The following is a 23,602-nucleotide window of genomic DNA, read 5'->3' on the forward strand; positions in this document are numbered from 1 at the left end:
CGCACCTTGGTCACCGGGTTCTCGATGCGAAGGGCAGGGGAGAAGTAAGGATGACAAGCAGCAGAAGGCACCTGCTCGGTGGCGCGGCCGCCCTTGCCGCGGCATGGGTCAGCGGTGCCCGAGCGGCCGAGGTGGATCTGAACCTGCCCGGCGGCGGAGGGGTACGGCCCCTGATCACGGACTACCCGCAGAAGGGCGCGATGATCCTGCAGCGCACCCGCCCGCCGCTGCTGGAAACGCCCTTCGAAGTGTTCGACGAGGGCACCTTCACCCCGAACAACCGCTTCTACGTGCGCTGGCACTGGGCGGTGATCCCGACCGAGGTGGACGTGAACGCCTTCCGCCTGGAGGTGAAGGGCCACGTCAACGCGCCGCTCTCCCTGACGCTACGGGAGCTGTACAACCTGCCGCGGGTGGAACTGGCGGCGGTCAACCAGTGCTCGGGCAATTCCCGCGGCCTGTTCCAGCCGCGCGTGCCCGGCGCCCAGTGGGGCAATGGCGCCATGGGCAACGCCAAGTGGGTGGGTGTGCGCCTGCGCGACGTTCTGGACCGTGCCGGCGTCCGGGCGGGCGCCACGGTCGTGCGCTTTGGGGCGCTCGACCAGCCGGTGGTACAGGAGGGTCCGGACTTCATGAAGTCCCTCGCCCTGGACCACGCCCGCGACGGCGAGGTGATGATCGCCTACCTCATGAACGGCGAGCCGATGACGCTCAACCACGGCTTCCCGATCCGCCTCATCGTGCCCGGCTGGTTCTCGACCTACTGGGTCAAGGCGCTCAACAGCATCGAGGTGCTCGACGGACCCGACGAGAACTACTGGATGAAGACCGCCTACCGCATCCCCGACACCCCCGGGGCCAACGTGCGCCCGGGCCAAACCGGCTTCGGGACGGTGCCGATCAACCACATGGTACCGCGCTCCTTCGTCACCAACCTCCGGGACGGGGCGGGCCTTCCGATGGGGGCGCCCGCGCCGCTGCGCGGCATCGCCTTCGGCGGCTCGACCGGCGTGCGAGCGGTGGACGTGTCCACCGACGGCGGTGCCTCCTGGCAGCCCGCAACCCTCGGCCCGGACGAGGGCAAGTACGGCTTTCGCCGCTGGGAGGCGGGCTTCACGCCCACAGCACGTGGCGAGGCGCGGATCATGGTGCGCTGCACGAACAACGACGGTTTGGCCCAGCCGGCCGAGCCCAACTGGAACGGCGGTGGCTACATGCGCAACGGCATCGAGACCACCTCGGTTCGGATCGGCTGAGGAGCAGGGGCATGTCCTTCCAGAACTTCTGCTACGGCATAGTGGCGGTCGCGGGGATTTCCCTCGCTCTCTTCGGCAAGTCACCGCCGGCGCCGCCCGCTCCCTACCCGCCCACGCCCGAAGCCCTGCGCTTCGCCGCGGCCGAGGCGGCCTATCCCTTCCACAACGCCAGCATCGAGCTGCCGGCGGGGGATCGACAATTCCAGGGGCCGGGAGCGGAGGTGGCGAACGCCAACTGCCTATCCTGCCACTCCGCCGGGATGGTGCTGAACCAGCCCCCCCTCAGCCGGGCCGTGTGGGAGGAGGAGGTCCGCAAGATGCGCACCGCCTACCATGCTCCCGTCGCGGAGGCCGACGTGGAACCGATCGCCAAGTACCTCGCGTCGCTGCCGCGACCCTGAACGGCGGGGCACGAGGGGGATGGAGGCGTCGCGGTGCCCATGTTGATCCTGGCCGTCGTTCCGGAGCCCGGCACGGCGCGCGCCTGTCTTGAGCACGCCGCACTCGCCCGGGCTGCGGTCGACGATGCGCGCCTCGTCGTGCTGCACCCCAACGCGGACCCTGAGCGGCTCATCGCGGCGGCCGAGGAAGTGGCCATCCAGGAGCTGCGTGAGGCACGGGAGGGTTCGGCCGTGTCGCGCGCGGCGGCCGTGCGCACCGTTTTTGACGAATGGGTCGCCGCATCGCCCGGGGGCGGGGAGGCGGAGTGGCGCGAGCGACCGGGCGCCATTGGGGAGGTCGTTGCTGCGGCGGCGGCTGGGGCGGCGCTGGTCGTACTGGCGCGCCCGCGCAACCTCGACGGTCAGGATGCCCTGCACGAGGCCGTTTTCCACGCCGGCCCGCCGCTGCTGCTGGTGCCCGACGCTCCTCCTCCGGCCGCCCTGGCGCACCTTGCCCTGGCGTGGGAGCCGGAGGACGCGGCGAGGCGCGCCCTCGCCGCCGCCCTGCCCTGGCTGCGGCGCGCGACCGAGGTGACAGTGCTGGTCGCCGGCGAGGAGGGCGACCGGCCGGATGCGTCGGAGGCGGCGGAGCGGCTCGGTGAGGCCGGCGTCGGGGCAAACGTCCTGCCCTTGGAGGGCGGCGGGCCGGTCGGCGCTGCGCTGCTCGGCGCCTGCGGCCGCATCGGGGCCGACGCGCTGGTGATGGGCAGCTACGACCGTCCCGCTGTATTGGAATGGCTGTTCGGCGGCGCGACGCGGGATGTGCTGCGCCACGCGACCCTGCCGGTTTTCCTGCATCGATGAAGGAAAGCGCGATAGAACGGGTCAGCTGGCCTGGCGCCTGGCAAGGGGCGCTGTCAGCGATGCTGGGGTATCTGGCGGTGTTCCTCGGCGCTGGGATCGGTGGCGCGCTATGCCACGCGGTGAGGCCTAGCTTGCGGGCCGCGAACGCCGTGGCCGATCGGGCGGGCGAGACCCAGACCTTTCAATCCGAGGCAGAGCCGAACCGGCCGCCACCAAGGGAGCCAAGTCCATGATGAACCGACGTGCGCTGGTCCGCGGCACGGGTACCGCCCTGATGGCCGCCGCGGCGGGCATCCCGCCCGCGCGAGCGCAATACGCGCGAGCCACCCCCGACATGATCGTGCATCGCGGCTACCCGCTCAACGCGGAGCCGCGAGGGAGCGCGCTGCGGGCCGCCTTCATCACGCCGGAGCGGGACTTCTACATCCGCTCCCACGGCACGATCCCCGAGCTGCGGGCGGAGGACTACAGGCTTCGCCTCGGTGGCCAGGGCCTGCCGACCCAGGAACTGTCCCTGAACGACCTGCGCTCCCGCTTTCCGCAGCGGCGCGTCACGGCGGTGCTGCAGTGCGCCGGAAACCGGCGCGCCGACATGGGCTTGGTCAAGCACGTCTCCGGCGACGCCTGGCAGGCCGGGGCGATCAGCAACGCCGAGTGGGGTGGGGTGAGCCTGGGCGACGTGCTGCGCGCGGCCGGCGCCCGGGAGAGGGCCGACCTGCACGTCGCGTTCGACTCCCATGACGAGATCGAGGAGGAGGGCGAGCGCTTCCGCTACGGGGCGTCCATTCCCCTGGCCAAAGCGATGTCGCCGGAAACCCTGCTCGCCTTCACCATGAACGGCGAGCCGCTGACGGCGCGGCACGGGTTCCCCCTGCGGGTGGTGACGCCGGGCTACGCGGGTGTGCGCAGCCCGAAGTGGCTGGCCGCAATCACCGTGCAGGACAGGCCGTCCGACAACCACATCCAGGCCAAGCTCTACATGATGCTCCCGCCGGATATGACCAAGCTGACCGAGGATCTGAGCAGGGGCGTGGTTATCAACGACATGCCGCTCACCTCCGCTATCCTGGAGCCCTCGGCCGGTGCGCGCCTGCCGGCCGGCGACGCACGGGTCCGGGGCTACGCCATCGCGACCGGGCAGCCGATCGCCAGGGTCGAGGTTTCCGCCGATGGCGGGCGGCAGTGGATGCAGGCCACCGTCGAGCAGCACGCGGACGCGCCCTGGAGCTGGACCTTCTGGAACGCGGCCCTGAACCTGCCGCGGGGGGAGCACGAGCTGGTCGTGCGGGCGGTGGACGGTGCCGGCCGGGTCCAGCCCGCCACGGCCGAGGAGATCTGGAACTTCCCGGGCTACCTTTGCACCGCATGGCACCGCATTTCCGTGACCGTGGGCTGAGGTCGGTGATGCCGATGCCAACGAGGTCCGGAGGCTCCATGAACAAGCTGCTGATCGCCGCCATCGCCTTGGCGATGGGGATGGCGCCCCCCGTATCGGCCCAGTCCGTCGGGGAACGGACCGGCCTGAATGCGCTGGTCGGAGTAAGCTCGTCCACCGACGACTTCGTACGCGAGGCCGCGATCGGCGACATGTTTGAGACGGTATCGAGCGAGCTCGCCGCCATCCGCGGCGACGTGCCGATCCGCGCCTTCGCCGCCCGCATGAACGAGGCGCACCAGAAGTCGTCGGCGGAACTCACGCTGCTGGTGCGGCGGCACGCGGGCGGAACGACGATCCCACCAACGATGGATGGCAGCCGGCAGGCGATGCTGGCGCGGTTGCGCGGCCTTATGGGCGACGAGTTCAACCGGCAGTACCGGGAGGATCAGCTAACCGCCCACAGAGATGCGATCTCGCTGTTCCAACGCTATGCCGAGAGCGGCGACAACCCGCAGCTCAGGGCCTGGGCACGGAACCTGTTGCCGGTGCTGCGGGAACATCTCCGGATGGCGGAAGCGCTCGGGCACTGACGGGCCCGCCGGAGGCGCTGGATCTGTTGGTGACGCGCCCATCCATCCGCGGGAGCGATCGGTTTGAACGCGATGCTGCGTTGGAGCCGATCGATCCATTCCGCCATCTTCCGGGCAACACAAGGATCATGTCCGTGAAGATCACGCCGATACCACAGCCCCGGGCGGCTATCGTCCCTGCGGCCAACTCTCCTTTTCCAATACGGGTTTTGCCGGGCGTGGCACTCTGCGTCGCGGTCACCCTCGCCGCCCTGGCCCTGGAGCACGCCGAGGCCGCCCTCTTCGGCCGTGCCTGGCTGGAGGCGCTGGTGCTGGCGATCCTGATCGGCACCGCTGTTCGCACCGCTTGGCCACCCGGGGCGCGTTGGAGGCCGGGCATCGAGTTCTCGGCCAAGACCCTGCTCGAGGTGGCCGTGGTCCTGCTCGGCGCCAGCGTCAGCGCTGCCACCGTGCTCGCGATCGGACCGTGGATGCTGCTCGGCATCGCCGGCGTCGTCGCCGTCGCCATCCTCGCCAGCTACGGCATCGGGCGCCTGCTCGGCCTGCCCGTGCGTATGGCGCTGCTGGTGGCCTGCGGCAACTCCATCTGCGGCAACTCGGCGATCGCGGCCGTGGCGCCCGTGATCGGGGCAGACGGCGACGACGTGGCGGCCTCCATTGCCTTCACCGCCGTGCTCGGCGTGATGGCCGTGCTCGGGCTGCCGCTGCTCGCGCCGCTGCTGGGACTGACGGGCCATCAGTACGGCGTGCTCGCGGGGCTGACCGTCTACGCCGTGCCGCAGGTGTTGGCCGCCACCGCGCCGATCGCAGCAATTGCCGTACAGGTCGGCACCCTGGTCAAGCTGGTGCGCGTGCTGATGCTCGGGCCGGTGGTGCTCACCCTGTCGCTGCTGGCGCCCCGGTTGCGGGAGGAGACGGACGAGCCCGCCCCGCACGTCACGGCGGGCGATCGCCCCAAAGCCGGCCGCCTGCCGCTACATCGGCTGCTGCCCTGGTTCATCCTCGGTTTCCTCGCGATGATCGCGCTGCGCTCGCTCGGTGCCATCCCGGACGCGCTGCTGCCGCCGCTGGCGACCGCTGCCACCGCGCTGACGGTGGTCTCGATGGCCGCCCTCGGTCTGGGCGTGGACGTGCGGGTGGTGGCACGCGCCGGCGGGCCGGTGACGGCCGCGGTGGTGCTGTCGCTGGTCGTGCTCGGGGCGATCAGCCTCGGCCTGATCCGCCTGCTCGGCGTGGCGTGACGGGGCGACCCGGTGCCTCAGCGCGGGTTCGGGGCATGGATCAGGTCGAGCAGCGCCCCAGCGGCTCGGCTGCGGCGCCGCTCCCGGTGCCACACGGCGCGGAACGCCCGCTGCGGCATCGGCAGCGTCACGTGGTGCAGCAGCCCGGCCTCGATCGAGGGGGCCGCGACGGAGGCGGAGATCACCGTGGCGCCCATGCCCGCCTCCACCGCTGCCCGCACTGCCTCGTTCGATGGTAGTTCCAGGGCGACGTCCAGCGCCGCCGGGTCCAGCCCCGCCTCGCGCAGCGACGCCTCGAAGGCGGAACGGGTGCCGGAACCCAGTTCGCGCAGCACCCAATCTCCGGCCCCGGCCTCAGCCAGGGCCGTCACCGTATCGGGCGGTGCCTCCACCCAGGGGTGATCCGGGCCGACCACCAGCAAGAGCTGGTCGGTGGCGACCGTGAGGCCTTCCAGTTCGGGGTCGTCGAGCGCGCCCTCCACGAAGCCGATCTCGGCCGTGCCGCCGCGCACGGCGGCCGCTACCTGGGCCGTGTTGCCGATCGACAGGCGTACGGTGACGCCGGGATAGACCCGCCGGAAGCCGACGAGGCGGCGTGGCAGCCAGTAGCCGGAAACAGTCTGGCTCGCCATGACCGGCAGGGTGCCGCGTACTAAGCCACCCAGTTCGGCCAGGGCGAGCTCCGCCGCCTCGATACGGGCCAGCACGGCACGCGCCTCCGGCAGGAAGGCGTGCCCCTCTTCTGTCAGCTCGATCCCCCGCCCGACCCGGTGGAACAGCGGTACGCCGTGGCGCTGTTCCAGGGCGGCGATCGCAGCGCTGGCGGCCGATTGTGCCAAGTGCAGCGCCTCCGCCGCGCGCGTCACGTGCTGACGCTCAGCGACCGCGACGAAGACGCGCAACTGTTCGGGGGTCACGGGACCGCTTTCCTTGGGGGATGCATCATTCGATCAGGAAGGGGTTGCGCGCGCGGGGATTGCTGCGCCGGGCGGGAAAGGCCGCGGCTAGGTAGTCCACGATCACCACCCACAGGTCCGGCTCCAGCGGCGGTTCTGCTTCTCCACCGTCCAGCCCATCAGCGTGTCCCAACGCTCCCGCGACAGGCCGGAACGGCGGATGGTCGCGGTGGAGTGGCGGGCGGTGCAGCACGCTAAGGTGTCCTCGCGCCCGTGACCGGGCGGGAGCGCGTCCTCGGTTTCGGCCGAGGTCTGCACGGCCGACAGGCGGGCATTTTCAGCTGCCATCAAGGCCGCGCGCGCCTGCTCGGCCTGCTGTGTCTCCGCGCAGGCCAGGGCCATGGGAGCGGGCGGGTAGGGCTCTCGGGGCTCGTGAGGATCCCACCAGCCGGCCTTCTGGCTGGCCAGGGGGCGGGAGCGGAACGCCCGCGCGGTCATGTTGCACAGCACATCTCGTGAGCCGCGGGAATGCGGCTCACGAGGAAGGGCGCCTTGGCAGGACGAATGGGCGATAGCGGCAAGTCCGCTTACCTGGCACGACGCCGAGAAGCGGACATACAACGAAGGACCCGGCTCACCTGCTCCGCTCCGGAGCCCCATCTTTCATACCGCCTAGATGTTCTTGACCTCGGGGGAGTAGCCCCTTAACTCTGAACCCTAAGGCAATGGACTCTGCCTGACCACTCCGGTCGAACCGCCCCGCCTTATGCGACGGCTGATGATTCCTACTTCACACCACTTGTGAGGGGGAATCCGTCCAGTTGCTGTCCCAAGCTCCATCCAACTCTGCTGCCGTCGTGGCGTCTCGTCCGCGCGGCCTCATTTCCGGATTCCTTGCATGACACCCAGCGCCTTCCTGGGCGAACGGCTGCGCCATTCTGGCTTGGCCGCGAAATGGCTCGCCATCATCCTGCCGGTAGCCGCCACCGTAGGGACGCTCTGTGCCGCCTTCCTTTGGTCCCTGGACCGGGTCACAGAAATCCGCTTCGATAACCCGGCCCTCCTCTTTGCGCTGCCGCTAGCCGGGGTCGCCGTCGGCCTCGTCTACCACTGGGTCGGACGGCCCGCGGAAGGCGGCAACAACCTGATCGTCGAGCAGATCCACCAGCCCGGCGGCGGTGTGCCACTGCGCATGGCACCGCTGATCCTGGTCTCCACGATCGTCAGTCACCTCTTCGGCGCCTCCGTCGGCCGTGAGGGTACGGCCGTGCAGGTGGGCGGTAGCATCGCGGGCGGTGTTGCCAAAGCGCTCTTCCTGAAGCCCGACGAGGTCCGCATTCTACTGATGGTGGGCATCGCCGCGGGCTTCGGCGCCGTCTTCGGCACGCCCATCGCGGGCGCGGTCTTCGCCCTCGAGGTGCTGACCGTCGGGCGGGTCGAATACACCGCGCTCGTCCCGGCAGTTCTGGCGGCTATCGTGGCCGACTACACCTGCCATGCCTGGGGCGTGACACATATCGCGTATCACCTCGGCTTTGCCGGGTACGCGGAGGCGGGCGTCACGGCCTTCCACATCGATCCCGTCCTGCTGGCTAAGGTGGCCGTCGCGGGCGTCGCCTTCGGCCTGTGCAGCCTGCTCTTCTCCGAACTGGCGCATCGGGTTGGCGGCTTGGCAAAGCGGCTGTGCCCGGTCGCCTGGCTACGGCCCGCCATCGGCGGCGTGCTGATCATCGCGCTCGTCTACGCGACCGGTAGCCGCGACTACCTCGGCCTTGGCGTCATCTCGCCCGAGCCGGGCGGGGCCTCGATCGTGAACTTCTTCGGTCCCGCGCATTACGGCTGGGCCTGGGCGTGGAAGATCGCCTTCACCGTCCTGGCGCTGGCGACAGGGTTCAAGGGTGGCGAGGTGACGCCGCTCTTCTTCATCGGAGCGGCGCTGGGCAATGCCTTGTCGGCCCCGCTTAACGCGCCGGTGGACCTGATGGCGGCGCTCGGCTTCGTCGCGCTGTTCGCGGGCGCGGCCAACACGCCGCTGGCCTGCACCCTGATGGGGATCGAGCTCTTTGGCGCCGCCAACACCGCCTACATCGCGACCGCCTGCTTCGTTGCCTACCTCTGCTCCGGCCATTCCGGCATCTACCTGTCGCAGCGGATCGGCGTGCCGAAGACACGCATCCCGCGCCTGCCGCCGGATGCCTCCCTCCGGCACGCCCGTGATCTCCACCCCGTGCTCTGGAAGTGGCGGAGTCCGTCCGCGGGTGCCGCGGCCGACGGTACGAAACTTACGCCTGCCATCTCCAGAACAGCCCAGGACGACACCCCTATGCACACAGCGCACGACCTGACCTCCAAGGAGATCGGGATGATCCGGATCTACATGAAACCCCGCGAGAAGTACCGGCGGCACGCCGGGATCAGGGGAGCGCTATCGTCCAGGCCGCTGTTCCGGGAACTGGTGCTGCGGGCGAAGCAGGCGGGGCTGGTGAACGCCACGGCGCATCACACCCACTTTGGCTTCAGCAATCACGGCGCAGTGCAGGAACCTATGGCCGAGATCAGCAACCCAGAACTCACCATGTGCGTCGAGATGATTGGCCCGCGCGACACCTTGGAGCGATTTTGCCGCGACCATGGTGCCATGCTCGAGAATAAGGTGATCGTCTACAAGCACCTCGAGCATTGGCACGTCAGTGGGGGGGCCGGAGGTGCGGTCCGCCTACAAGAGGAGGCCGTCGCGAACCCTGGTGAACTCCTGGCACCGCAGTAACGGCGGACAGGGCAAAGAAGCGGTGACAAACCCAGCCGGCTTGCCTTCCCGTGATCCGTGTTCGGCTTGTTGTCGCCCCATCGGCAACCTGGCTCCGCATGGATGGGAATGGAGTTCTCCAGAAGTGCTTGAGGGAGCTGACGCCTCCTACCTCGTGATTGCGCGGCAGGGGGACGCTCGGCTCCCGATGGTCCGGCGCAGGACAGGCTTCTTTCAAACGTCCCTTCCGCGCCCAAGAGGCGAGGGAGACGGCATAGCCGCATCGCGCTTCCAAGCTGCGGACGCTATGGCGGCCACCTCGCCGTCGCCGGCCCGCAGCCGTGGGTTTCCTAACTTCACACCGCGCGTCTTCGCCGCGGCCAGGGCTGCGCGCGTGCGGGCGCTGATGGCGCGGGTTTCCTCCTCGGCCACCAGCGCCATGATGCCGATGGTGAGCCGGTTGGCGTGCGGCATGTCTACGGCTACGAACTCCACGCCGGCCTTCTCGAGCCCGAGCAGGAAGTGCGCGTCGCGCGCCAGACGGTCGAGCTTGGCGATCAGCAGCACGGCACGGCGCGCCCGACTCTCGGCCATCGCCGCCGCGAGCTGCGGCCGGTCGCCGCGCTTGCCGCTTTCCACCTCCTCGAACGTTGCGCACACGACTCCCCCGGTGCCCGCCGCGTGACGCGCAACGGCTGCTCGCTGGGCGTCGAGCCCCGGACCCGACCAGCCCTGCCGCTCGGTGCTGATCCGGTAGTAGGCGATGAAGCGGACGGGGGAGGGGGCAGGAGGGGCCATCGGGACCCTCAGAATACCCTCTCAGGCCCCTTTGTCGCGATTCCAAATGGACCTGTGATGGATTGGCATTCGTAGGGAGAACAAGTGTTTAGCAACGTCACATCCCATATTCGAACCCAATGTGACTGCCCCAGGCTAGCTTGTCACTTACGATAATCCCACTTATCACGAGTAATGCATTTGCGGGTGGCGTTCAGCCGGCTCCTGGGGCAGATTCGGGCTTCCGGAAGCAGGAGGTCGGGGCGGTATGGGCAGCGAGGTCGTGCCACGCGACGAGGCGGAAAGCCTGCCGGAACAGCGACTTGAGCCCACCGCCAAGGGCCTCGCGGCGCAGGCCAAGGCTCGCGAGTACGCCCGCCGCTCGATGTCACCCGCCACGCTGAGGGCCTATCGCTCGGACTGGCAGCACTTCACCGCTTGGTGCACGGAGGCAGGCCTCGAGCCGATCCCGGCCGAGCCCTCCACGGTCGGTGCCTACCTCGCCAGCCTCGGCCCCACCCATGCGCCGACCACGATCCGCCGCCGCCTCGCCGCCATCGGCCAGATGCACCGCTACAACGGCTTTTCCTGGGAGACCGGCGGCCTCGAGATTCGCGCCACCCTCAAGGGCGTGCTCGCCGAGCATGGCGAGCCCGTGCGCCAAGCCGCCGCCATCCGCCTCACCGATCTGCGCAAGCTGGTCGATACCTGCGACGACACCCCTGTGGGCCGGCGCGACCGCGCCCTGCTGCTGCTGGGCTTCGCCGGCGCCTTCCGTCGCTCCGAACTCGTCGCCCTCGAAGTAACCGACGTCATACCTACCCCGTTCGGCCTGCGCGTGCGGATCCGGCGCTCCAAGACCGATCAGGAGCGGCAGGGCGCCGAGATCGGCATCCCGCGCGGCAAGATCCCGGCGACCTGCCCGGTGCGGGCCGTGGAGGCCTGGCGCGCGACGCTGAAGCACCGTGCCGGGCCGCTGTTCCGGCGCATCAGCAAGGCCGGAACCATCGGTCGCGATGCGCTGGTGCCGGACTCCGTGCGCTTCCTGCTGCTCGGCCGCGCCCACTTGGCCGGCATCACCGTGCCGGGCGGCGACCGCCTGACCGCGCACGGGTTGCGCGCCGGCTTCATCACCGAGGCCTACGACAAGGGGGTGCGCGACCAGGACATCATGGATCACACGCGTCACCGCGACCACAAGACGATGCGGGGCTACGTCAGGCGGGCCAAGCTGCTGTCGGAGAGCCCCGCCGGCAAGGTTGGCCTGTGACGGAGGTCCGTTTTCCCTGGGACGAGGCAGCAGTCCGACCGCCGCGCTCAAGGGCGAAGCCGGATGCGCCGAAGCGCCCGCGTGGGCGCCCGAAGGAGGTTCGTTCCGTCGATCGGGACACCGTCGGCTCGGCGGCCACCCCTAGCCTGGCGGAACTGCCTACCGCTGAGCGTCTGGGCGGCGAGGGAGCGGTCGAACACACGGAGTGGCGGCCATTCCGGCTGACCGTCGGCGGGCCGGCCGAGACCGTGGCGGCCTTCGCCGCCGCGGCGGAGGGGCCGGGTGTCACGCCCTGGCAGATCGACTTCGCCGCCATGGAGGAGGACGTGTTCCACCGCCTGGCCTCCCGCTATCCCCGCACCGGGCGGCTGTCGCTGGACGGCTGCCGGGTCTTCGCGGCGCAGCTGCGCGAACGCAGCGAGGAGCGGCACCGGCGGGTTCTGGCCGCGGCGGAGGCGAGCCGTGCCCGGCCGCTCGACCTGCACGCCCTGCTGCCCGTGCCGGCGGCGATCCTGACGCTCGGTCCCGACCACCCTGATGCCCGGCGCTGGCTCCGCACCCACTGGGGCACCGAGGAGTTGCGCCGGGTGGAAAGGTTCTCCGCCCCGACGGCTCGCCGGGCGAAAGGTCAGGCGGAGCTGCGCTTCGGCTTCTTCGCGGCCGACACCGGCCCGGCCGCGGCGGTGCGACGGCTGGCCAGAACTTGGCCCGACCTGCAGCTGGACCTGCAGCTTGCCACCGGCGGCGCCGGATGACGCAGGCCGGGCGGGGCGGCCCCGCCGCCGCCCCGGTCGTTTATCTGGACGGCTACGAGGGGCCGATTGACTTCCTGCTGGAACTGGCCCGGGCCCAGAAGGTGGACCTCGCCCGGCTGTCGATTGTCGCCCTGGTGGACCAGTACGTCGCGGCGGTGGGAGCACCAGGCGCTAAAGCCACCCTAGCAGAGCGCGGCGAATGGTTGATCGCCGCCAGTTGGCTGGTGCTGCTGAAATCGAAGCTCCTCGTCCACACCGAGGACGAGGAGCCTGTCCCGGAAGCCGAGCGTCTGCGGGAGAGCCTCCACCGCGCCGAGCAGCACCGACAGGCACGGGCCCTGGCGGGATGGCTGGAGCGGCGGCCGCAGCTTGGGCGAGAGATCTTTGCTCGTGGTGCCCCTGAGAACACGGCGGACGCCGTGACGGGTCAGGTTGGCGACCTGCTGGACCTGTTCTTGGCGTGCTTTGACCTGCTGGATGTGCCGACACCCTCAAAGGAAGGTCCCCAGCGCTATGTCCCACCAACCCCCGACGTTTATGCCCTCACAGAGGCCATTGAGCGGCTGCGGGCGCGACTACAGGAGCGCCGCGAAGGGGGCGAGCTCGACATTTTTGTGCGGGATAGCTGGGGCCATGCGGGATCGGCCCTGCGCCGCCGCTCCGGGACAGCCGGCACCTTCCTCGCCTCACTCGAGCTCACCCGGCAGGGCGTTTTGAGTGTGGACCAAGCGGAGGCATTTGGGCCCATCATTCTGACGATCGTCCCGACAGGAGGCGCTGATGAACCCGATGCAGGAGATGACCCTTCCTCAGAGGTTGTGGATTCTGACCGCCCATCCCGACACGCTGGCGTTGGAAACCGAGGACGCCCCAGACTGGCTGGTAGCCCAGTGCAGCAGGGCCGGACTGGCAATGTGGGTAGCCGATCGTAGGCAGTGGCGTCTGACCGAGAAGGGTTACGAGGCCCGGCACCGCCTCATCGCGGGCTGAACCAATCAACTGATGACCCAGCTGACGTAGGCTTTTGAAGGGTATGGGAACTCAGGGATCGTCGGCGGAGGGATTGTCGGATACATTCCGGAGGTATGGCGTCAGAATGGTCGTCACACAGATTCAAGGCGTAAGCCGTAGAAGGACCCCATGACCGCCGCGCGTCACGTCGTCGCCCTGCTGCAAAGCCATATTGCCGGCGATGAGGATCGCTTCCTTTCGGTGGCGACGCAGCTGGCGGCCCATGAAGCGCGACAGGGGCATGGCAAGCTCGCTCAAGAACTGCGCGAGCTGATCGACGCAGCCCGTGGCAAGGGTGCATCGGTTGCCCGACGTGGCGCTGGTCCTGTCCCCATCGCTCAACCGAAGGGTGAGCTGACCGGCCTTCTGGCGGCGCGGTATTCTGACGTCCGGCTGAATGACATGGTGCTGTCGCCGGAACTCGATGAGCGCCTCCGCCGGGTTCTGACCGAGCAACGCCAGCAGGAACGGATACGGGCTCATGGCCTGAGCCCGCGTCGGAAGTTACTCCTGGTTGGCCCACCTGGCTCAGGAAAGACCATGACCGCCGCTGCCCTTGCGGGCGAGCTGAAGCTGCCGCTGTTCACGGTCCTCTACGACGGGATGATCGGCAAGCTGATGGGGGAAACCGCGTCTCGCATGAGGCTGGTGTTCGATGCCATCGCAGTTCAGCGGGGAGTCTACTTCTTCGACGAGTTCGATGCGATCGGAGCCCAGCGAGCAGGGCCGAACGACGTGGGTGAGATCCGCCGTGTTCTGAACTCCTTCTTGCAGTTCATCGAGAACGACAACGGACCCGGCCTCATTGTCGCCGCCACCAACCATCCCGAGCTCCTCGACAAGGCGTTGTTCCGCCGCTTCGACGACGTGATCACCTACGGTCCACCGGATCCGGAAATAGCCCGCGCAATACTCCAGGCACGTCTGGCAACGTTCCGCCTGAGCGTCACTGACTGGAAGCCAGTTCTGGAAGCTGCTGTTGGGCTGAGCCAAGCCGAAGTCGCCCGTGCTGCCGACGAAGCTGCCAAAGCTGCGATCCTCAGTGGCACTGAGGAAGTCGGGACACATGGGCTACTGACGGCGCTGTCGGAGCGCAAAGAGGCAGTTGTTTAATCCGGTAGCCCATGTCTGATCCGTCACGAGCGCGTCCGCATATCCACTTAGAGGGTGGCGGCCAGAGCGAGCCCTACACATCGCCGAAGCTGGTTATCAAAGGCATGCCCCCGGCAAGGATGCGGGCTGCACACGCGCGCAAGCTAGAATTCGCATTGGGCGAGGCGGTGTCACAGGCCCGCGCGGCCATGGCAGGACGCGACCAAGCGAACGCTTTAGGTGAACCTGGATTTTACCTCGAGTTCAGCATTCCCATTGCTGATCGCGACGCGGTCGAGGGCCTTGAGAACAAGCCGAAGGCCATCGAGCTTGTGGCAGTGCGCCCCCCGCTGCAGGGTGAAGAGCTGATTACCGCGACGGTGTTTGTGCCGGAGAAGGCAGCCGATTTCTTCACGAAGAAAGTCGAGGCATACCGGGACGAAGAGACAGACAAAGGCAAGCCAAAACACGAGGCACTGATTGCCAGGATCGAGGAGGTCCGGCTTGGTGCGGTGCGCTCTTTGTTCACCGACGAAGCACGATTCTACCCGCAAGGCGGACAGCAAGTCTGGTGGGAGGTCTGGATCCGCGATGGCCGGATCGACACGTTCCAGACTGTCGCCAAGCGCTTCAATGTTGCCGTCAAGGAACACCTGCTCAGCTTCCCGGAACGTGACGTTGTGCTCGCTTCGGCAAACGAGGCGGCGATGGCCCGCCTTCTGGCGAACACCGACGCCGTTGCCGAACTCAGGATCGCCAAAGACACGCCGGCCCTGTTCTTGGAGATGCGCCCGGTAGAGCAGGTTGAATGGGCATCTGACCTTACCGGTCGCCTTGCCCCCATCTCGCCCCTCGCTCCCGCTGTGTGTCTCCTCGATAGTGGAGCCAACCGCACACACCCCTTGATCGAACCCGCCCTCGAAGCGTCGGATCAGCACACCTGCGATGTCGCCTGGGGTGTAGACGACAGTGCCTTCTGGAACGGCCACGGCACCGCCATGGCGGGTGTAGCTCTCTACGGCGACCTTGAGGCCGCGCTTGGTAGTGGTGGCCCTGTTAGCCTTGGGCATCGCCTGGAGACGGTCAAGATCCTGCCCTCCAACAGCCAGAATGACCCTACCCTGTACGGCGCATTGACAGCGACTGCGATAAGCAAGGCCGAAGCCCAAGCCCCGCGCAGACAGCGCGTGTTCTGCATGGCCGTGACCAGTGACGTCGGCCTGGGTCGCGGAAGACCTTCATCCTGGTCTGCCGCCATTGACCAGCTCTGCTACGGCGGGGGAGAACGCCGTCGCCTCCTAGTCCTGGCATCTGGGAACATGCGAGGCGACATCCGGGCAGAAGAATACCTTGATGCCAACGATTTGGCCGAAGCAGAAAGCCCGGCTCAGGCCTGGAATGCACTGGTCGCGGGTGCATACACCGACAAGATCAACATCTCCCACCCGGACTATGCTCACTGGCAGGCTCTTGCTCCGGCCGGTGATCTTTCGCCTTCGAGCCGCACGTCGGGCACATGGGACCGGCAATGGCCGATCCGACCCGACGTGGTTTTCGAGGGTGGCAATCTCGCACACGACGGAACCAATCCGGCTTCGGCGATCGACGACCTTCAACTCCTAACCACACACTTCCGTCCGACCACCCGCCTCTTCGATTCTTTCGGCGACACCAGTGCAGCCGCAGCACTGGCTGCCAACTTGTCGGCCGGCATCGTCGCTGCCCGCCCCGAACTCTGGCCAGAGACTGTGCGCGGACTTGTCGTTCACTCGGCAGAATGGACGCCGGCTATGCGTGCGCGCTTCGACGCTGCCGCTGGTCAGGCGCAGAAGATGGCGATGCTTCGGCGGTACGGTTGGGGGGTGCCAGATCTTAGCCGCGCCCTAGTAAGTGCCTCGAACGACGCGACACTGATGGTCGAAGACGTGTTGCTGCCGTTTCGTAAAGGGAAGAATGGCATCCAGACGCGTGACATGCACGTCCATCGCCTCCCCTGGCCGCGTGATGAGCTACTCGCTCTGGGTGACCATGACGTGGAACTCAGGATCACCCTGTCGTACTTTATCGAGCCTAATCCCGGTGAGCGTGGTTGGACCCGGCGGCACCGATACGCCTCGCACGCGTTGCGCTTTGCTGTGAAGCGATCTCTGGAAACGCTTCCGCAGTTTCGGCAGCGGATTAACAAGGCGGCAGAGGCGGAGGAGGCAGGCGAAGGCGGAGGAGCGGCGGGGGGTGACCATTGGGTACTTGGGGCCATCAGAGACCGAGGGTCGATACACTCTGATATTTGGCGTGGTAGCGCCGCTGCCCTGGCCGAGCGCGATGCCATCGGCGTTTTCCCTATCAGCGGCTGGTGGAAGGAGAAGCCCGGCCTGCAGCGATGGGATCGGCCTGCACACTATGCATTAACGGTATCAGTACGGGCTCCAGGGGCAGAGGTAGATCTCTACACGGCAATCACCAACAAGCTACCTATAGAGATCCCATCGGTTTAAGTGCCAAGCGTGTGGGACAGTGTACTTCTGCGTTCGATCCTTCCAGGACATTGGTGCTTATCTACACAAGGTCGCATGTGGAACTAGAAGCGGTCATCTAATCGCCGGGCAAAAGGCCGGCAGCTTCGCACCCATGTCGGTCACCGGGCAGGCCCGCACGCCTGCCAGATGACCAGACTAAACTGACGTGCGAATCAGGATCCCACCCCGGCCCCCTCTTGGAAGGAAACACGGCGGAAGCGGGCCACTTGGGTCTCATGGCTCGCCCGGCACTGCGCGAAGACGTCCGAGCGGGCCCGTGCGTCGTTCAGGCGATCCACATCGACATCCGCGACAGCAAGCCGGGCTCCGGGCTCGAAGCGGGAGGTCTCCGCGAGAAGCACCCCGTCCTCGTAGATCAAGGTCTGGCCGTCCCACGCGAGGTCGGTCGTCGATTCACCCTCGCCTGACGCCGTGTAGAGGTAAGCTGCCGTGCACCGAGCCGACTGGGCTTGGCACAGCATCCGCCGGGTGTCGGCTTTTCCCACGGTGATGTTGCTGGCCGAAAGGTTCACCAGGACGTTGGCTCCGGCCAATGCACCCAGGGCACTCGGCTGCTTGGGCACCCACATGTCCTCGCAGATCTCGACATGAACGACGAACCCTGGGCGGTCCGCGGCCACGAACAGAAGATCGGGTCCGAACGGGGCGGAGTGCCGCCCCACGCGGATGACGCTTCCGTCTGTCCCGTTCCCGGATGCGAAGTAGCGACGCTCGTAGAACTCTCGGTAGTTCGGCAGGTGGACCTTGGGCACCACGCCCAGCAGCCTCCCGCGGTGGACGATGGCGGCCGTGTTGTAGAGGCGGCCCGCATGGCGCTGGGGGACACCCAGAACCATGGCGGAGGGCAAGTGGGCGGACGCCTCCACGATCCGCTCCAGGGCGGCCTTTGCAGCGTCCAGGACGACGTCCTGGAGGAACAGGTCGTCGATGGAGTACCCGGTCAGCGCCAGTTCGGGGAAGGCGACCAGCGACACCGATCGCTCGGCGCAGGCGTGCGCGACCTCAAGGATGGTCTCGGCGTTCGCGGCGGGGTCCGCGAGGCGGACCGGGGTAGTGCAGGCGGCGACCCGCACCGTGGCGCCGGGACTGCTCGATCCGAGTGCTTGGACCTCGACAGGGCTGTCGGGAACGCCTTCAGTCATGCGACGCTTTGAGGTCCGCCCGAGCGTCGCGGATGATCGACCGGGCCGACTGCAGGAACAGCCCGGCGATCACGACCGCCACGGCGAGGTCCGGCCATGCGGTCCCGGTCCACCAGACGAGGCCCGCCGCGACCACCACGGCCAGGTTGCCGATGGCGTCGTTGCGGCTGAACAGCCAGACGGCCCGGACGTTGGCGTCACCCTCCCGGTGCGGGATGAGCACCGCGGCGGAGGCCACGTTGACCGCCAGTGCGACGACGGCGAAGAGGCCCATCAGCCCGGCCTCGGGCTGGTTCAGCACCAGCACCCGATAGCCGGTGGTTGCGAGCACGCCCACGCCGAGCACGGCAAGGAACAGGCCCTGGATGAGGGCGGAGCGGGCCCGCCAGGCGAGGCTCCAGCCAATGGCCAGCAGGCCGAGGAAGCTGATTAGGCCATCTCCGAGGAAGTCGAGGGCATCCGCCTTGAGGGCCTGGCTGCCGGAGACGAAGCCGCCGACCATCTCCACCAGCCCGTAGCCGACGTTTAGGCCGACCACGATCCAGAGCGCCCGGCGGTAAGCGGGCGTGATGTGGGCGAGGTCCTTGGGCAGGTCGTCATCGTCGTCGCTCATTCGATGCTCCCGAGCCAAGAACGTACCGATGCGGTTAAAGGGTGCTGAGCCTGCAATAGCGGACCTTCCCGACGCCCACGACTATCAAGATGTCGCTTGCTATGAGGTGGCAGGCGCGTTTCGTACATTGGAGGACCTTAGCACCGCCACCGAGATGCGCGGCCCAAGATGACCGTGATCTCAATACCGAGATCGCTGGCCACTTCCGAGTTGCCGTCGAAGTCCTCCCGATCATTCTGCGTCCATCGCCCTGGCAGCGCTCGTTCGAAAGCGGTCAATCGGCAGCTTTAGGTATGAGGTGCTATTCGTTTCCGGCTTCGGCAGACGTCCGCCACGGAGGTTCACTTGTAATGCAAAGAGCATCATCGCTGGCAGGGGAAGCGTTCGATCACGCTCGTCCCGCAGCCGAACGAACCCGTCCTCTCCCCCGCTATCCTGTAGGTGAATGTTGGTTGCCCGCTGCTCCGCTGCTACAGTGGACTCCCAACGCGGTTCGCGCCCGCCTGGACGGTAATCGTGGCCGGTGAAGAGGCGTGTCATCGCTGGCAACGCGAGGATGCTCTGGATGCTGCGGTATAAGGCCCGCGCGTCACCGCCAGGGAAGTCGGCTCGTGCCGTTCCCGCATCCGGCATGAAGAGGGTGTCATGCACGAAGGCGGCGTCGCCGATGACGTAGGTGACCGAGGCCGCGGTGTGGCCTGGGGAGAAAATCACCCTCACTTCCAAGGCGCCAAGATTGAAGCAGTGACCATCTACAAACATTTGGTCCCAATAGTCGCGGCCACCGGCTTTGAGATCGGGGATGTTATAGATGTCCGACCAGATCTCCTGAACTGCGAGGGTCTGTTCGCCAATGCCTGTTGGCACGCCAAGGCGCTCGCCCAGGTATGCGACGGCAGAAAGGTGGTCAGCATGTGGGTGGGTGACGAGCACCCATTCGGGGATTAGTCCGCGCTCCCGGATATGGGTGGCAATCTCGTCGGCTAGATGGGTCGCAAGGCTGCATGAATTGCGGTCGAAGCTCAACAAGGGGTCGATAACCGCGCATTTCTTTGTTTGCGGATCCGCCACGACGTAGGAGACGCTTCCGGTCTAATCGTCGTAAAAGCCCTGTACGATCGGCTGACACAGCATTCTGTTCTCCGTGTTTTGCGCGCTGTCCCGGAAGCGGCGATGGTGGCCAACCTTGGGACACCGAGCACGATGTCTTTCGGCAAGGGCGCACCTGACAAGGACCGAGGAGCGCTGAACCGAGCCGGGCGGAGTTGCATGCTTCGCGCTGTGTCTGACGGCGCATTGGCCGCGCTTCTTGGCATTCGCTGCGCTGCTCAGCCGATGCTCCCGAGCCAGGGGAAGAGTTGGAGCATCAGGATGGCGAAGTCGGTCAGGTGGCCCGTGATCATGGCCACTCCCATCGCCACCATGACGCCGCCCGCCACGATCTGAAGGACGCGGCCGAGGCGCCGCAGGCTGCGGAACGGGCCGCGCAGGAAAGCGTCCGCGAAGGCGGCCACCAGCAGGAAGGGCACGCCCAGCCCGGCTGCATAGGCAGCCAGGAGCACGATGCCGAGGTGGCTGATCTCGCTGGTGGCGGTCAGCGCCAGGATGGCGCCGAGTACCGGCCCGATGCAGGGTGTCCAGCCGAAGGCGAAGGCCAGCCCGAGCACGTAAGCGGAGAGTGGCGTACCGCCGCTGAGGGTCGGCATGAAGCGGAGGTCGCGCTGCAACGGCATCAGCTGCAGGACGCCTGCGGTCATCAGGCCGAACAGGATGACCACCACCCCGCCCGCGATCCCGGCCTCGTAGCGGTAGCGCAGCAGGGCTTGGCTCAGCGCCGAGGCGCCCGCGCCCATCGCCACGAAGACGGTCGCGAAGCCCAGGACGAAGCAGAGGCCGAGGCCGACCGTGGCGAGGCGACCAGGCGCCACGCGCTCGGCGGCGACCGAGCGCCCGGCGACGTAGGAGACGTAGCCGGGCACCAGCGGCAGCACGCAGGGCGAGAGAAACGAGACCATCCCCGCCAGGAAAGCCGTCAGGAGTCCAGACATCTGGAGCAACGAGTTCACGGCGTTCCCGCCCTCAGGGTCGCGCCGCGTCGCCCACCGACGAGCATCAGGAGCGCGGCGCCCACGAAGATCGTGGTGTCGGCGAGGTTGAAGGCTGGCCAGTGGTAGCCAGCCACGTGGAAGTCCAGGAAGTCCGTCACGGCGCCGTGACGCAGCCGGTCGACGACATTGCCCAAGGCGCCACCGACGATGAAGCCGACCGAAGCCGCCATCCCGGGGCGCCGGTCGCGCGTCGTCCAGACGACAAGGCCCGCGATGACGGCGAGCGCGAGGGAGGACAGGAGCCAAGGCGTCGCGGGGTGATCCGCCGACAGCAGGCCGAAGCTGACTCCCCGATTCCATCCCAGCACCAGGTTGAAGAACGGGGTGATAGGGATGACGCGGTGTGGATCCATGAGATGGGTCAGCACCCACCACTTCGTCGCCTGGTCCAGCGCGAAGGCCAGGGCAGCCGTCGCCGCGGCCCAGGTCCAGGCCAGCCGCGTCCTGGGCAGGCCCTCAGCCATGCGCCACGCCCTTGAAGCGGTACCCGAGCAGGCGCAGGGCGTTGAGGGTCACCAGCACCGTGGCGCCGGTGTCGGCCAGCACGGCGGGCCAGAGGCCGGTGACGCCGACCACCGTCGTCACCAGGAAGACTGCCTTCAGGCCGAGGGCGATCGCGACGTTCTGGTGAATGTTGGCCAGTGTCGCGCGCGACAGCCCGATTAGGGCAGCCACGTCCACGACGCGGCTGTTCAGTAGCGCGGCGTCGGCGGTCTCCAAGGCCACGTCAGTCCCGCCGCCCATGGCGATGCCGACCGAGGCGGCCGCGAGCGCGGGGGCATCGTTGATCCCGTCGCCGACCATGGCCACGGGTGCCTTCTCCTTAAGGGCGCCGATTTCCCGCAGCTTGTCTTCGGGCAGCAGGCCCGCCTGTACCTTGATGCCGAGCGTCCCGGCGATGGCCTGCCCGGTGCGCACGTTGTCGCCGGTCAGCATGACGGACTCGACACCGAGCGCGTCGAGCGCCCGGATGCCCGCGACGGCGTCAGCCCGCGGCTGGTCACGCACGGCAATCAGGCCTGTGTGGGCGCCCTCCACCGAGACGACGACCACGGTCTTTCCCTGGTTCTCCCACTCCGAGACCACCCGCGCCGCCTCGGCCTCGAGTGGCGTCTGCTTGGCGGCGTGGGAGGGCGAGCCGACGGCCACGCGCTTACCGGTCACGACCGCCTCGACCGCCTTGCCCGGGATGGCCCGCGCATCCTTGGCCGGGCGCAGCGGGATACCATCGGCGTCCGCCCGCTCCAGAATGGCGCGGCCGAGCGGATGGCTGGAGCCGTTCTCCACCGCGGCGGCGAGGCCGAGCATGGTGCGCTCCGTGCCGGAGAGGGCGAGGAGGTCGGTCACGCGCGGGCGCCCTTCGGTCAGGGTGCCGGTCTTATCGAAGGCGACGGTGCGGATCCGGCCGATGGTTTCAAGGGCGCCGCCCCCCTTCACCAGCAGGCCCCGCCGGGTGCCGACTGCGAGTCCGGAGGCGATGGCCGCCGGCGTCGACAGGACGAGAGCACAGGGGCAGGCGACCAGCAGCAGTGCCAGGCCGCGGTAGATCCAGGTGTCCCAATCCGCGCCGCCGACAAGTGGCGGAGCGACGGCGACCAGGGCCGCCACGGCCACCGCAATGGGCGTGTAGATGGCCGAGAACCGCTCGATGAAGCGGGCGGTCGGCGCCTTGGCGTCCTGCGCCTCCTCTACCAGGCGGATGATGCGGGCGATGGTGTTGTCCGATGCGGGCTTCGTCACCCGGACCTGGAGCGCGCCCGAGGCGTTGATGCTGCCCGCGAAGACGGGGGCGCCCTCGGCCTTGGGGACAGGGACGGACTCGCCGGTCACCGGGCTCTCGTCCACCTCGGATTCGCCCTCGGCCACCTCGCCGTCGGCCGAGACGCGGTCCCCCGGGCGGATTAGGACGAGGTCGCCGACCTTGAGGCTGGCAGCGGGCACCTCCCGTGCCGTTCCGTCCTCGATGCGCAGTGCGGTCCTCGGCACCAGGGCGCCGAGCGCCTCAATGCCCGCGCGGGCGCGCCCGGCTGCGACGTTCTCGAGCAACTCGCCAATGGTGAAGAGGAATACCACTACGGCTGCCTCGGACGTCGCGCCGATGGCGATGGCTCCGACGGTCGCGATCGACATCAGCATCTCGATGCTGAAGGGCGACCCGGCGCCCGCCGCGGCGATAGCCTTGCGACCGAAATAGCCGAGGCCGAGCAGGGCGGCGGGCAGGTAGACCCAGTGGTCCAGGGTCGGGGCGGCCAGCGAGACGGCGAACCCGGCCACCATGAGGGCGCCGATCGCCGCGGCGAGCCGCGCCTTCTTCCCCTTCCACCAGGGCTGGCGCGGACGGACGAGCGGCACGTCGGCGGCGACCGCGCCAGGCTCGCCCGCGACCACCCGCGGCGCCTCGACCGGGACGACGCCGTAGCCGAGCTTGCGGATGCCCTCTTCGACGGCCGAACGCGGCGTCGCTGCCTCGTCCAACCGAAAGGCCAGGACCTGGCTGTGGTAGTTGACCCTGATGTCCTCGGCCCCGCCGAAGCGACCGACGGCCGTCTCGATCTTCGAGGCGCAGGACGGGCAGTCCATCCCCTCCACGTGGTATCGCAGGGCCGCCCTGGATCCGGGAGCTAGTTGAGCCGTTCCGCCGTCAGCCATGGCTGCCACCCTGTTCCTGTTGATTACGCCAGAGGCGCGACGCCGTAGCCCAGGCCGCGGATCTTCTCCTCGACGGCCGAGCGCGGCGTGGTCGCCTCGTCTAGGCGGAACTCGAGGGTTTCGGTCTTGTAGTTGACCTGGATGTCCTCGGCGCCGCCGAGCCGCTCCATCGCGTCCTCAATCTTCAGGGCGCAGCTGGAGCAATCCATGCCTTTGATCCGGTAGCGCAATTCCACCCGCATCCCGGGCGTAGTCATTCTGCCGTTCGTCATCGCTCGCCTTCCCGTTCCAGGCATG

21 protein-coding genes, 2 pseudogenes and 1 riboswitch are annotated in these 23,602 nt (G+C 68.0%); of the genes and pseudogenes, 13 read left to right on the top strand and 10 right to left on the bottom strand.

The annotated features are described in order from the left end of the window. Window positions 1-50: 50 nt before the first annotated feature. From NRP21_RS18630 to NRP21_RS18655, 6 genes are all read left to right on the top strand, one after another. The gene (locus NRP21_RS18630; protein ID WP_257717736.1) at window positions 51-1,256 is read left to right on the top strand and encodes a molybdopterin-dependent oxidoreductase; all 1,206 of its coding nucleotides are present in this window, start codon (window positions 51-53) and stop codon (window positions 1,254-1,256) included. Between the two features lie 11 nt (window positions 1,257-1,267). After that, window positions 1,268-1,657 (top strand): c-type cytochrome, encoded by a 390-nt coding sequence (locus NRP21_RS18635; RefSeq protein ID WP_257717737.1) that lies wholly within the window; start codon window positions 1,268-1,270, stop codon window positions 1,655-1,657. 39 nt (window positions 1,658-1,696) lie between these two features. Continuing rightward, window positions 1,697-2,500: a universal stress protein gene (locus NRP21_RS18640; protein WP_257717825.1), complete on the top strand. Its 804-nt coding sequence runs from the start codon at window positions 1,697-1,699 to the stop codon at window positions 2,498-2,500. Window positions 2,501-2,729: 229 nt separating this feature from the next. After that, a complete protein-coding gene (locus tag NRP21_RS18645) occupies window positions 2,730-3,896 on the top strand; it encodes a molybdopterin-dependent oxidoreductase (protein WP_237181081.1) in 1,167 nt (388 codons plus the stop codon). Window positions 3,897-3,934: 38 nt separating this feature from the next. Further along, window positions 3,935-4,468, top strand: coding sequence for a DUF4142 domain-containing protein (locus NRP21_RS18650; RefSeq protein ID WP_257717738.1), 534 nt, complete (start codon window positions 3,935-3,937; stop codon window positions 4,466-4,468). 218 nt (window positions 4,469-4,686) lie between these two features. After that, window positions 4,687-5,709 carry a YeiH family protein gene (locus tag NRP21_RS18655; protein WP_308219911.1) on the top strand — a complete coding sequence of 341 codons (1,023 nt, stop codon included), beginning with the start codon at window positions 4,687-4,689 and terminating at the stop codon, window positions 5,707-5,709. Between the two features lie 17 nt (window positions 5,710-5,726). On the opposite strand, the gene NRP21_RS18660 is transcribed toward NRP21_RS18655, so the two are convergent. Next, window positions 5,727-6,626 (bottom strand): LysR substrate-binding domain-containing protein, encoded by a 900-nt coding sequence (locus NRP21_RS18660; RefSeq protein WP_257717739.1) that lies wholly within the window; start codon window positions 6,624-6,626, stop codon window positions 5,727-5,729. A 102-nt stretch (window positions 6,627-6,728) separates the two neighbouring features. After that, window positions 6,729-7,103, bottom strand: coding sequence for a hypothetical protein (locus NRP21_RS18665; RefSeq protein WP_257717740.1), 375 nt, complete (start codon window positions 7,101-7,103; stop codon window positions 6,729-6,731). Window positions 7,104-7,317: 214 nt separating this feature from the next. Continuing rightward, window positions 7,318-7,400: riboswitch (Fluoride riboswitch) on the top strand. A gap of 103 nt (window positions 7,401-7,503) precedes the next feature. On the opposite strand from NRP21_RS18665, the pseudogene NRP21_RS18670 reads away from it, so the two are divergent. Both NRP21_RS18670 and NRP21_RS18675 read left to right on the top strand, forming a co-directional pair. Then, a pseudogene (locus tag NRP21_RS18670) lies at window positions 7,504-8,820 on the top strand (voltage-gated chloride channel family protein); the annotation flags it as partial. A gap of 162 nt (window positions 8,821-8,982) precedes the next feature. Then, window positions 8,983-9,372 carry a DUF190 domain-containing protein gene (locus NRP21_RS18675; protein ID WP_257717827.1) on the top strand — a complete coding sequence of 130 codons (390 nt, stop codon included), beginning with the start codon at window positions 8,983-8,985 and terminating at the stop codon, window positions 9,370-9,372. Between the two features lie 213 nt (window positions 9,373-9,585). Here NRP21_RS18675 and NRP21_RS18680 read toward each other — a convergent pair whose 3' ends face one another. Next, complete coding sequence (locus tag NRP21_RS18680; protein ID WP_257717741.1) at window positions 9,586-10,149, bottom strand: recombinase family protein; 564 nt, start codon at window positions 10,147-10,149, stop codon at window positions 9,586-9,588. Window positions 10,150-10,396: 247 nt separating this feature from the next. On the opposite strand from NRP21_RS18680, the gene NRP21_RS18685 reads away from it, so the two are divergent. The 5 genes from NRP21_RS18685 to NRP21_RS18705 all read left to right on the top strand — a co-directional run bounded on the left by NRP21_RS18685 (window position 10,397) and on the right by NRP21_RS18705 (window position 16,751). Further along, window positions 10,397-11,398, top strand: a complete 1,002-nt coding sequence (locus NRP21_RS18685; RefSeq protein WP_257717742.1) for a tyrosine-type recombinase/integrase — start codon at window positions 10,397-10,399, stop codon at window positions 11,396-11,398. Further along, a complete protein-coding gene (locus NRP21_RS18690) occupies window positions 11,395-12,153 on the top strand; it encodes a hypothetical protein (RefSeq protein ID WP_257717743.1) in 759 nt (252 codons plus the stop codon). The genes NRP21_RS18685 and NRP21_RS18690 overlap by 4 nt, the downstream gene beginning before the upstream one ends. Beyond that, entirely contained in the window at window positions 12,150-13,085 is a 936-nt protein-coding gene (locus tag NRP21_RS18695; RefSeq protein WP_257717744.1) for a segregation and condensation protein A, read from the top strand. The genes NRP21_RS18690 and NRP21_RS18695 overlap by 4 nt, the downstream gene beginning before the upstream one ends. Window positions 13,086-13,293: 208 nt before the next feature. Beyond that, window positions 13,294-14,277 carry an AAA family ATPase gene (locus tag NRP21_RS18700; RefSeq protein ID WP_257717745.1) on the top strand — a complete coding sequence of 328 codons (984 nt, stop codon included), beginning with the start codon at window positions 13,294-13,296 and terminating at the stop codon, window positions 14,275-14,277. A 188-nt stretch (window positions 14,278-14,465) separates the two neighbouring features. After that, entirely contained in the window at window positions 14,466-16,751 is a 2,286-nt protein-coding gene (locus NRP21_RS18705; protein WP_257717746.1) for a S8 family peptidase, read from the top strand. 194 nt (window positions 16,752-16,945) lie between these two features. Here NRP21_RS18705 and NRP21_RS18710 read toward each other — a convergent pair whose 3' ends face one another. The 7 genes and pseudogenes from NRP21_RS18710 to NRP21_RS18740 form a co-directional block, all read right to left on the bottom strand. After that, the gene (locus NRP21_RS18710) at window positions 16,946-17,935 is read right to left on the bottom strand and encodes a nitrilase-related carbon-nitrogen hydrolase (RefSeq protein WP_257717747.1); all 990 of its coding nucleotides are present in this window, start codon (window positions 17,933-17,935) and stop codon (window positions 16,946-16,948) included. Beyond that, window positions 17,928-18,548 carry a cation diffusion facilitator family transporter gene (locus tag NRP21_RS18715; RefSeq protein WP_257717748.1) on the bottom strand — a complete coding sequence of 207 codons (621 nt, stop codon included), beginning with the start codon at window positions 18,546-18,548 and terminating at the stop codon, window positions 17,928-17,930. Before NRP21_RS18715 ends, NRP21_RS18710 begins: the two co-directional genes overlap by 8 nt. A gap of 231 nt (window positions 18,549-18,779) precedes the next feature. Continuing rightward, a pseudogene (locus tag NRP21_RS18720) lies at window positions 18,780-19,622 on the bottom strand (MBL fold metallo-hydrolase); the annotation flags it as partial. 254 nt (window positions 19,623-19,876) lie between these two features. Next, a complete protein-coding gene (locus NRP21_RS18725; protein ID WP_257717749.1) occupies window positions 19,877-20,596 on the bottom strand; it encodes a cytochrome c biogenesis CcdA family protein in 720 nt (239 codons plus the stop codon). Window positions 20,597-20,610: 14 nt separating this feature from the next. Continuing rightward, window positions 20,611-21,120, bottom strand: coding sequence for a signal peptidase II (lspA, locus tag NRP21_RS18730; protein ID WP_257717750.1), 510 nt, complete (start codon window positions 21,118-21,120; stop codon window positions 20,611-20,613). Beyond that, window positions 21,113-23,305, bottom strand: a complete 2,193-nt coding sequence (locus NRP21_RS18735) for a heavy metal translocating P-type ATPase (RefSeq protein WP_257717751.1) — start codon at window positions 23,303-23,305, stop codon at window positions 21,113-21,115. Before NRP21_RS18735 ends, lspA begins: the two co-directional genes overlap by 8 nt. A 23-nt stretch (window positions 23,306-23,328) precedes the next feature. Further along, window positions 23,329-23,562 (bottom strand): heavy-metal-associated domain-containing protein, encoded by a 234-nt coding sequence (locus NRP21_RS18740; RefSeq protein WP_257717752.1) that lies wholly within the window; start codon window positions 23,560-23,562, stop codon window positions 23,329-23,331. Between the last annotated feature and the right edge of the window lie 40 nt (window positions 23,563-23,602).

This window comes from Roseomonas populi (genome assembly GCF_024594815.1).
Lineage (GTDB): Bacteria > Pseudomonadota > Alphaproteobacteria > Acetobacterales > Acetobacteraceae > Roseomonas > Roseomonas populi.

Excerpts from the sequence above, each read along its gene's own strand:
- NRP21_RS18710 (WP_257717747.1), bottom strand. The coding sequence starts at position 17,935 with ATGACTGAAGGCGTTCCCGACAGCCCTGTCGAGGTCCAAGCACTCGGA.
- NRP21_RS18740 (WP_257717752.1), bottom strand. The coding sequence starts at position 23,562 with ATGACTACGCCCGGGATGCGGGTGGAATTGCGCTACCGGATCAAAGGC.
- NRP21_RS18685 (WP_257717742.1), top strand. The coding sequence starts at position 10,397 with ATGGGCAGCGAGGTCGTGCCACGCGACGAGGCGGAAAGCCTGCCGGAA.
- NRP21_RS18725 (WP_257717749.1), bottom strand. The coding sequence starts at position 20,596 with ATGTCTGGACTCCTGACGGCTTTCCTGGCGGGGATGGTCTCGTTTCTC.
- NRP21_RS18630 (WP_257717736.1), top strand. The coding sequence starts at position 51 with ATGACAAGCAGCAGAAGGCACCTGCTCGGTGGCGCGGCCGCCCTTGCC.
- NRP21_RS18635 (WP_257717737.1), top strand. The coding sequence starts at position 1,268 with ATGTCCTTCCAGAACTTCTGCTACGGCATAGTGGCGGTCGCGGGGATT.
- NRP21_RS18640 (WP_257717825.1), top strand. The coding sequence starts at position 1,697 with ATGTTGATCCTGGCCGTCGTTCCGGAGCCCGGCACGGCGCGCGCCTGT.
- NRP21_RS18675 (WP_257717827.1), top strand. The coding sequence starts at position 8,983 with ATGAAACCCCGCGAGAAGTACCGGCGGCACGCCGGGATCAGGGGAGCG.
- NRP21_RS18705 (WP_257717746.1), top strand. The coding sequence starts at position 14,466 with ATGGCAGGACGCGACCAAGCGAACGCTTTAGGTGAACCTGGATTTTAC.
- lspA (WP_257717750.1), bottom strand. The coding sequence starts at position 21,120 with ATGGCTGAGGGCCTGCCCAGGACGCGGCTGGCCTGGACCTGGGCCGCG.
- NRP21_RS18700 (WP_257717745.1), top strand. The coding sequence starts at position 13,294 with ATGACCGCCGCGCGTCACGTCGTCGCCCTGCTGCAAAGCCATATTGCC.
- NRP21_RS18650 (WP_257717738.1), top strand. The coding sequence starts at position 3,935 with ATGAACAAGCTGCTGATCGCCGCCATCGCCTTGGCGATGGGGATGGCG.
- NRP21_RS18735 (WP_257717751.1), bottom strand. The coding sequence starts at position 23,305 with ATGGCTGACGGCGGAACGGCTCAACTAGCTCCCGGATCCAGGGCGGCC.
- NRP21_RS18645 (WP_237181081.1), top strand. The coding sequence starts at position 2,730 with ATGATGAACCGACGTGCGCTGGTCCGCGGCACGGGTACCGCCCTGATG.
- NRP21_RS18695 (WP_257717744.1), top strand. The coding sequence starts at position 12,150 with ATGACGCAGGCCGGGCGGGGCGGCCCCGCCGCCGCCCCGGTCGTTTAT.
- NRP21_RS18680 (WP_257717741.1), bottom strand. The coding sequence starts at position 10,149 with ATGGCCCCTCCTGCCCCCTCCCCCGTCCGCTTCATCGCCTACTACCGG.
- NRP21_RS18665 (WP_257717740.1), bottom strand. The coding sequence starts at position 7,103 with ATGACCGCGCGGGCGTTCCGCTCCCGCCCCCTGGCCAGCCAGAAGGCC.
- NRP21_RS18715 (WP_257717748.1), bottom strand. The coding sequence starts at position 18,548 with ATGAGCGACGACGATGACGACCTGCCCAAGGACCTCGCCCACATCACG.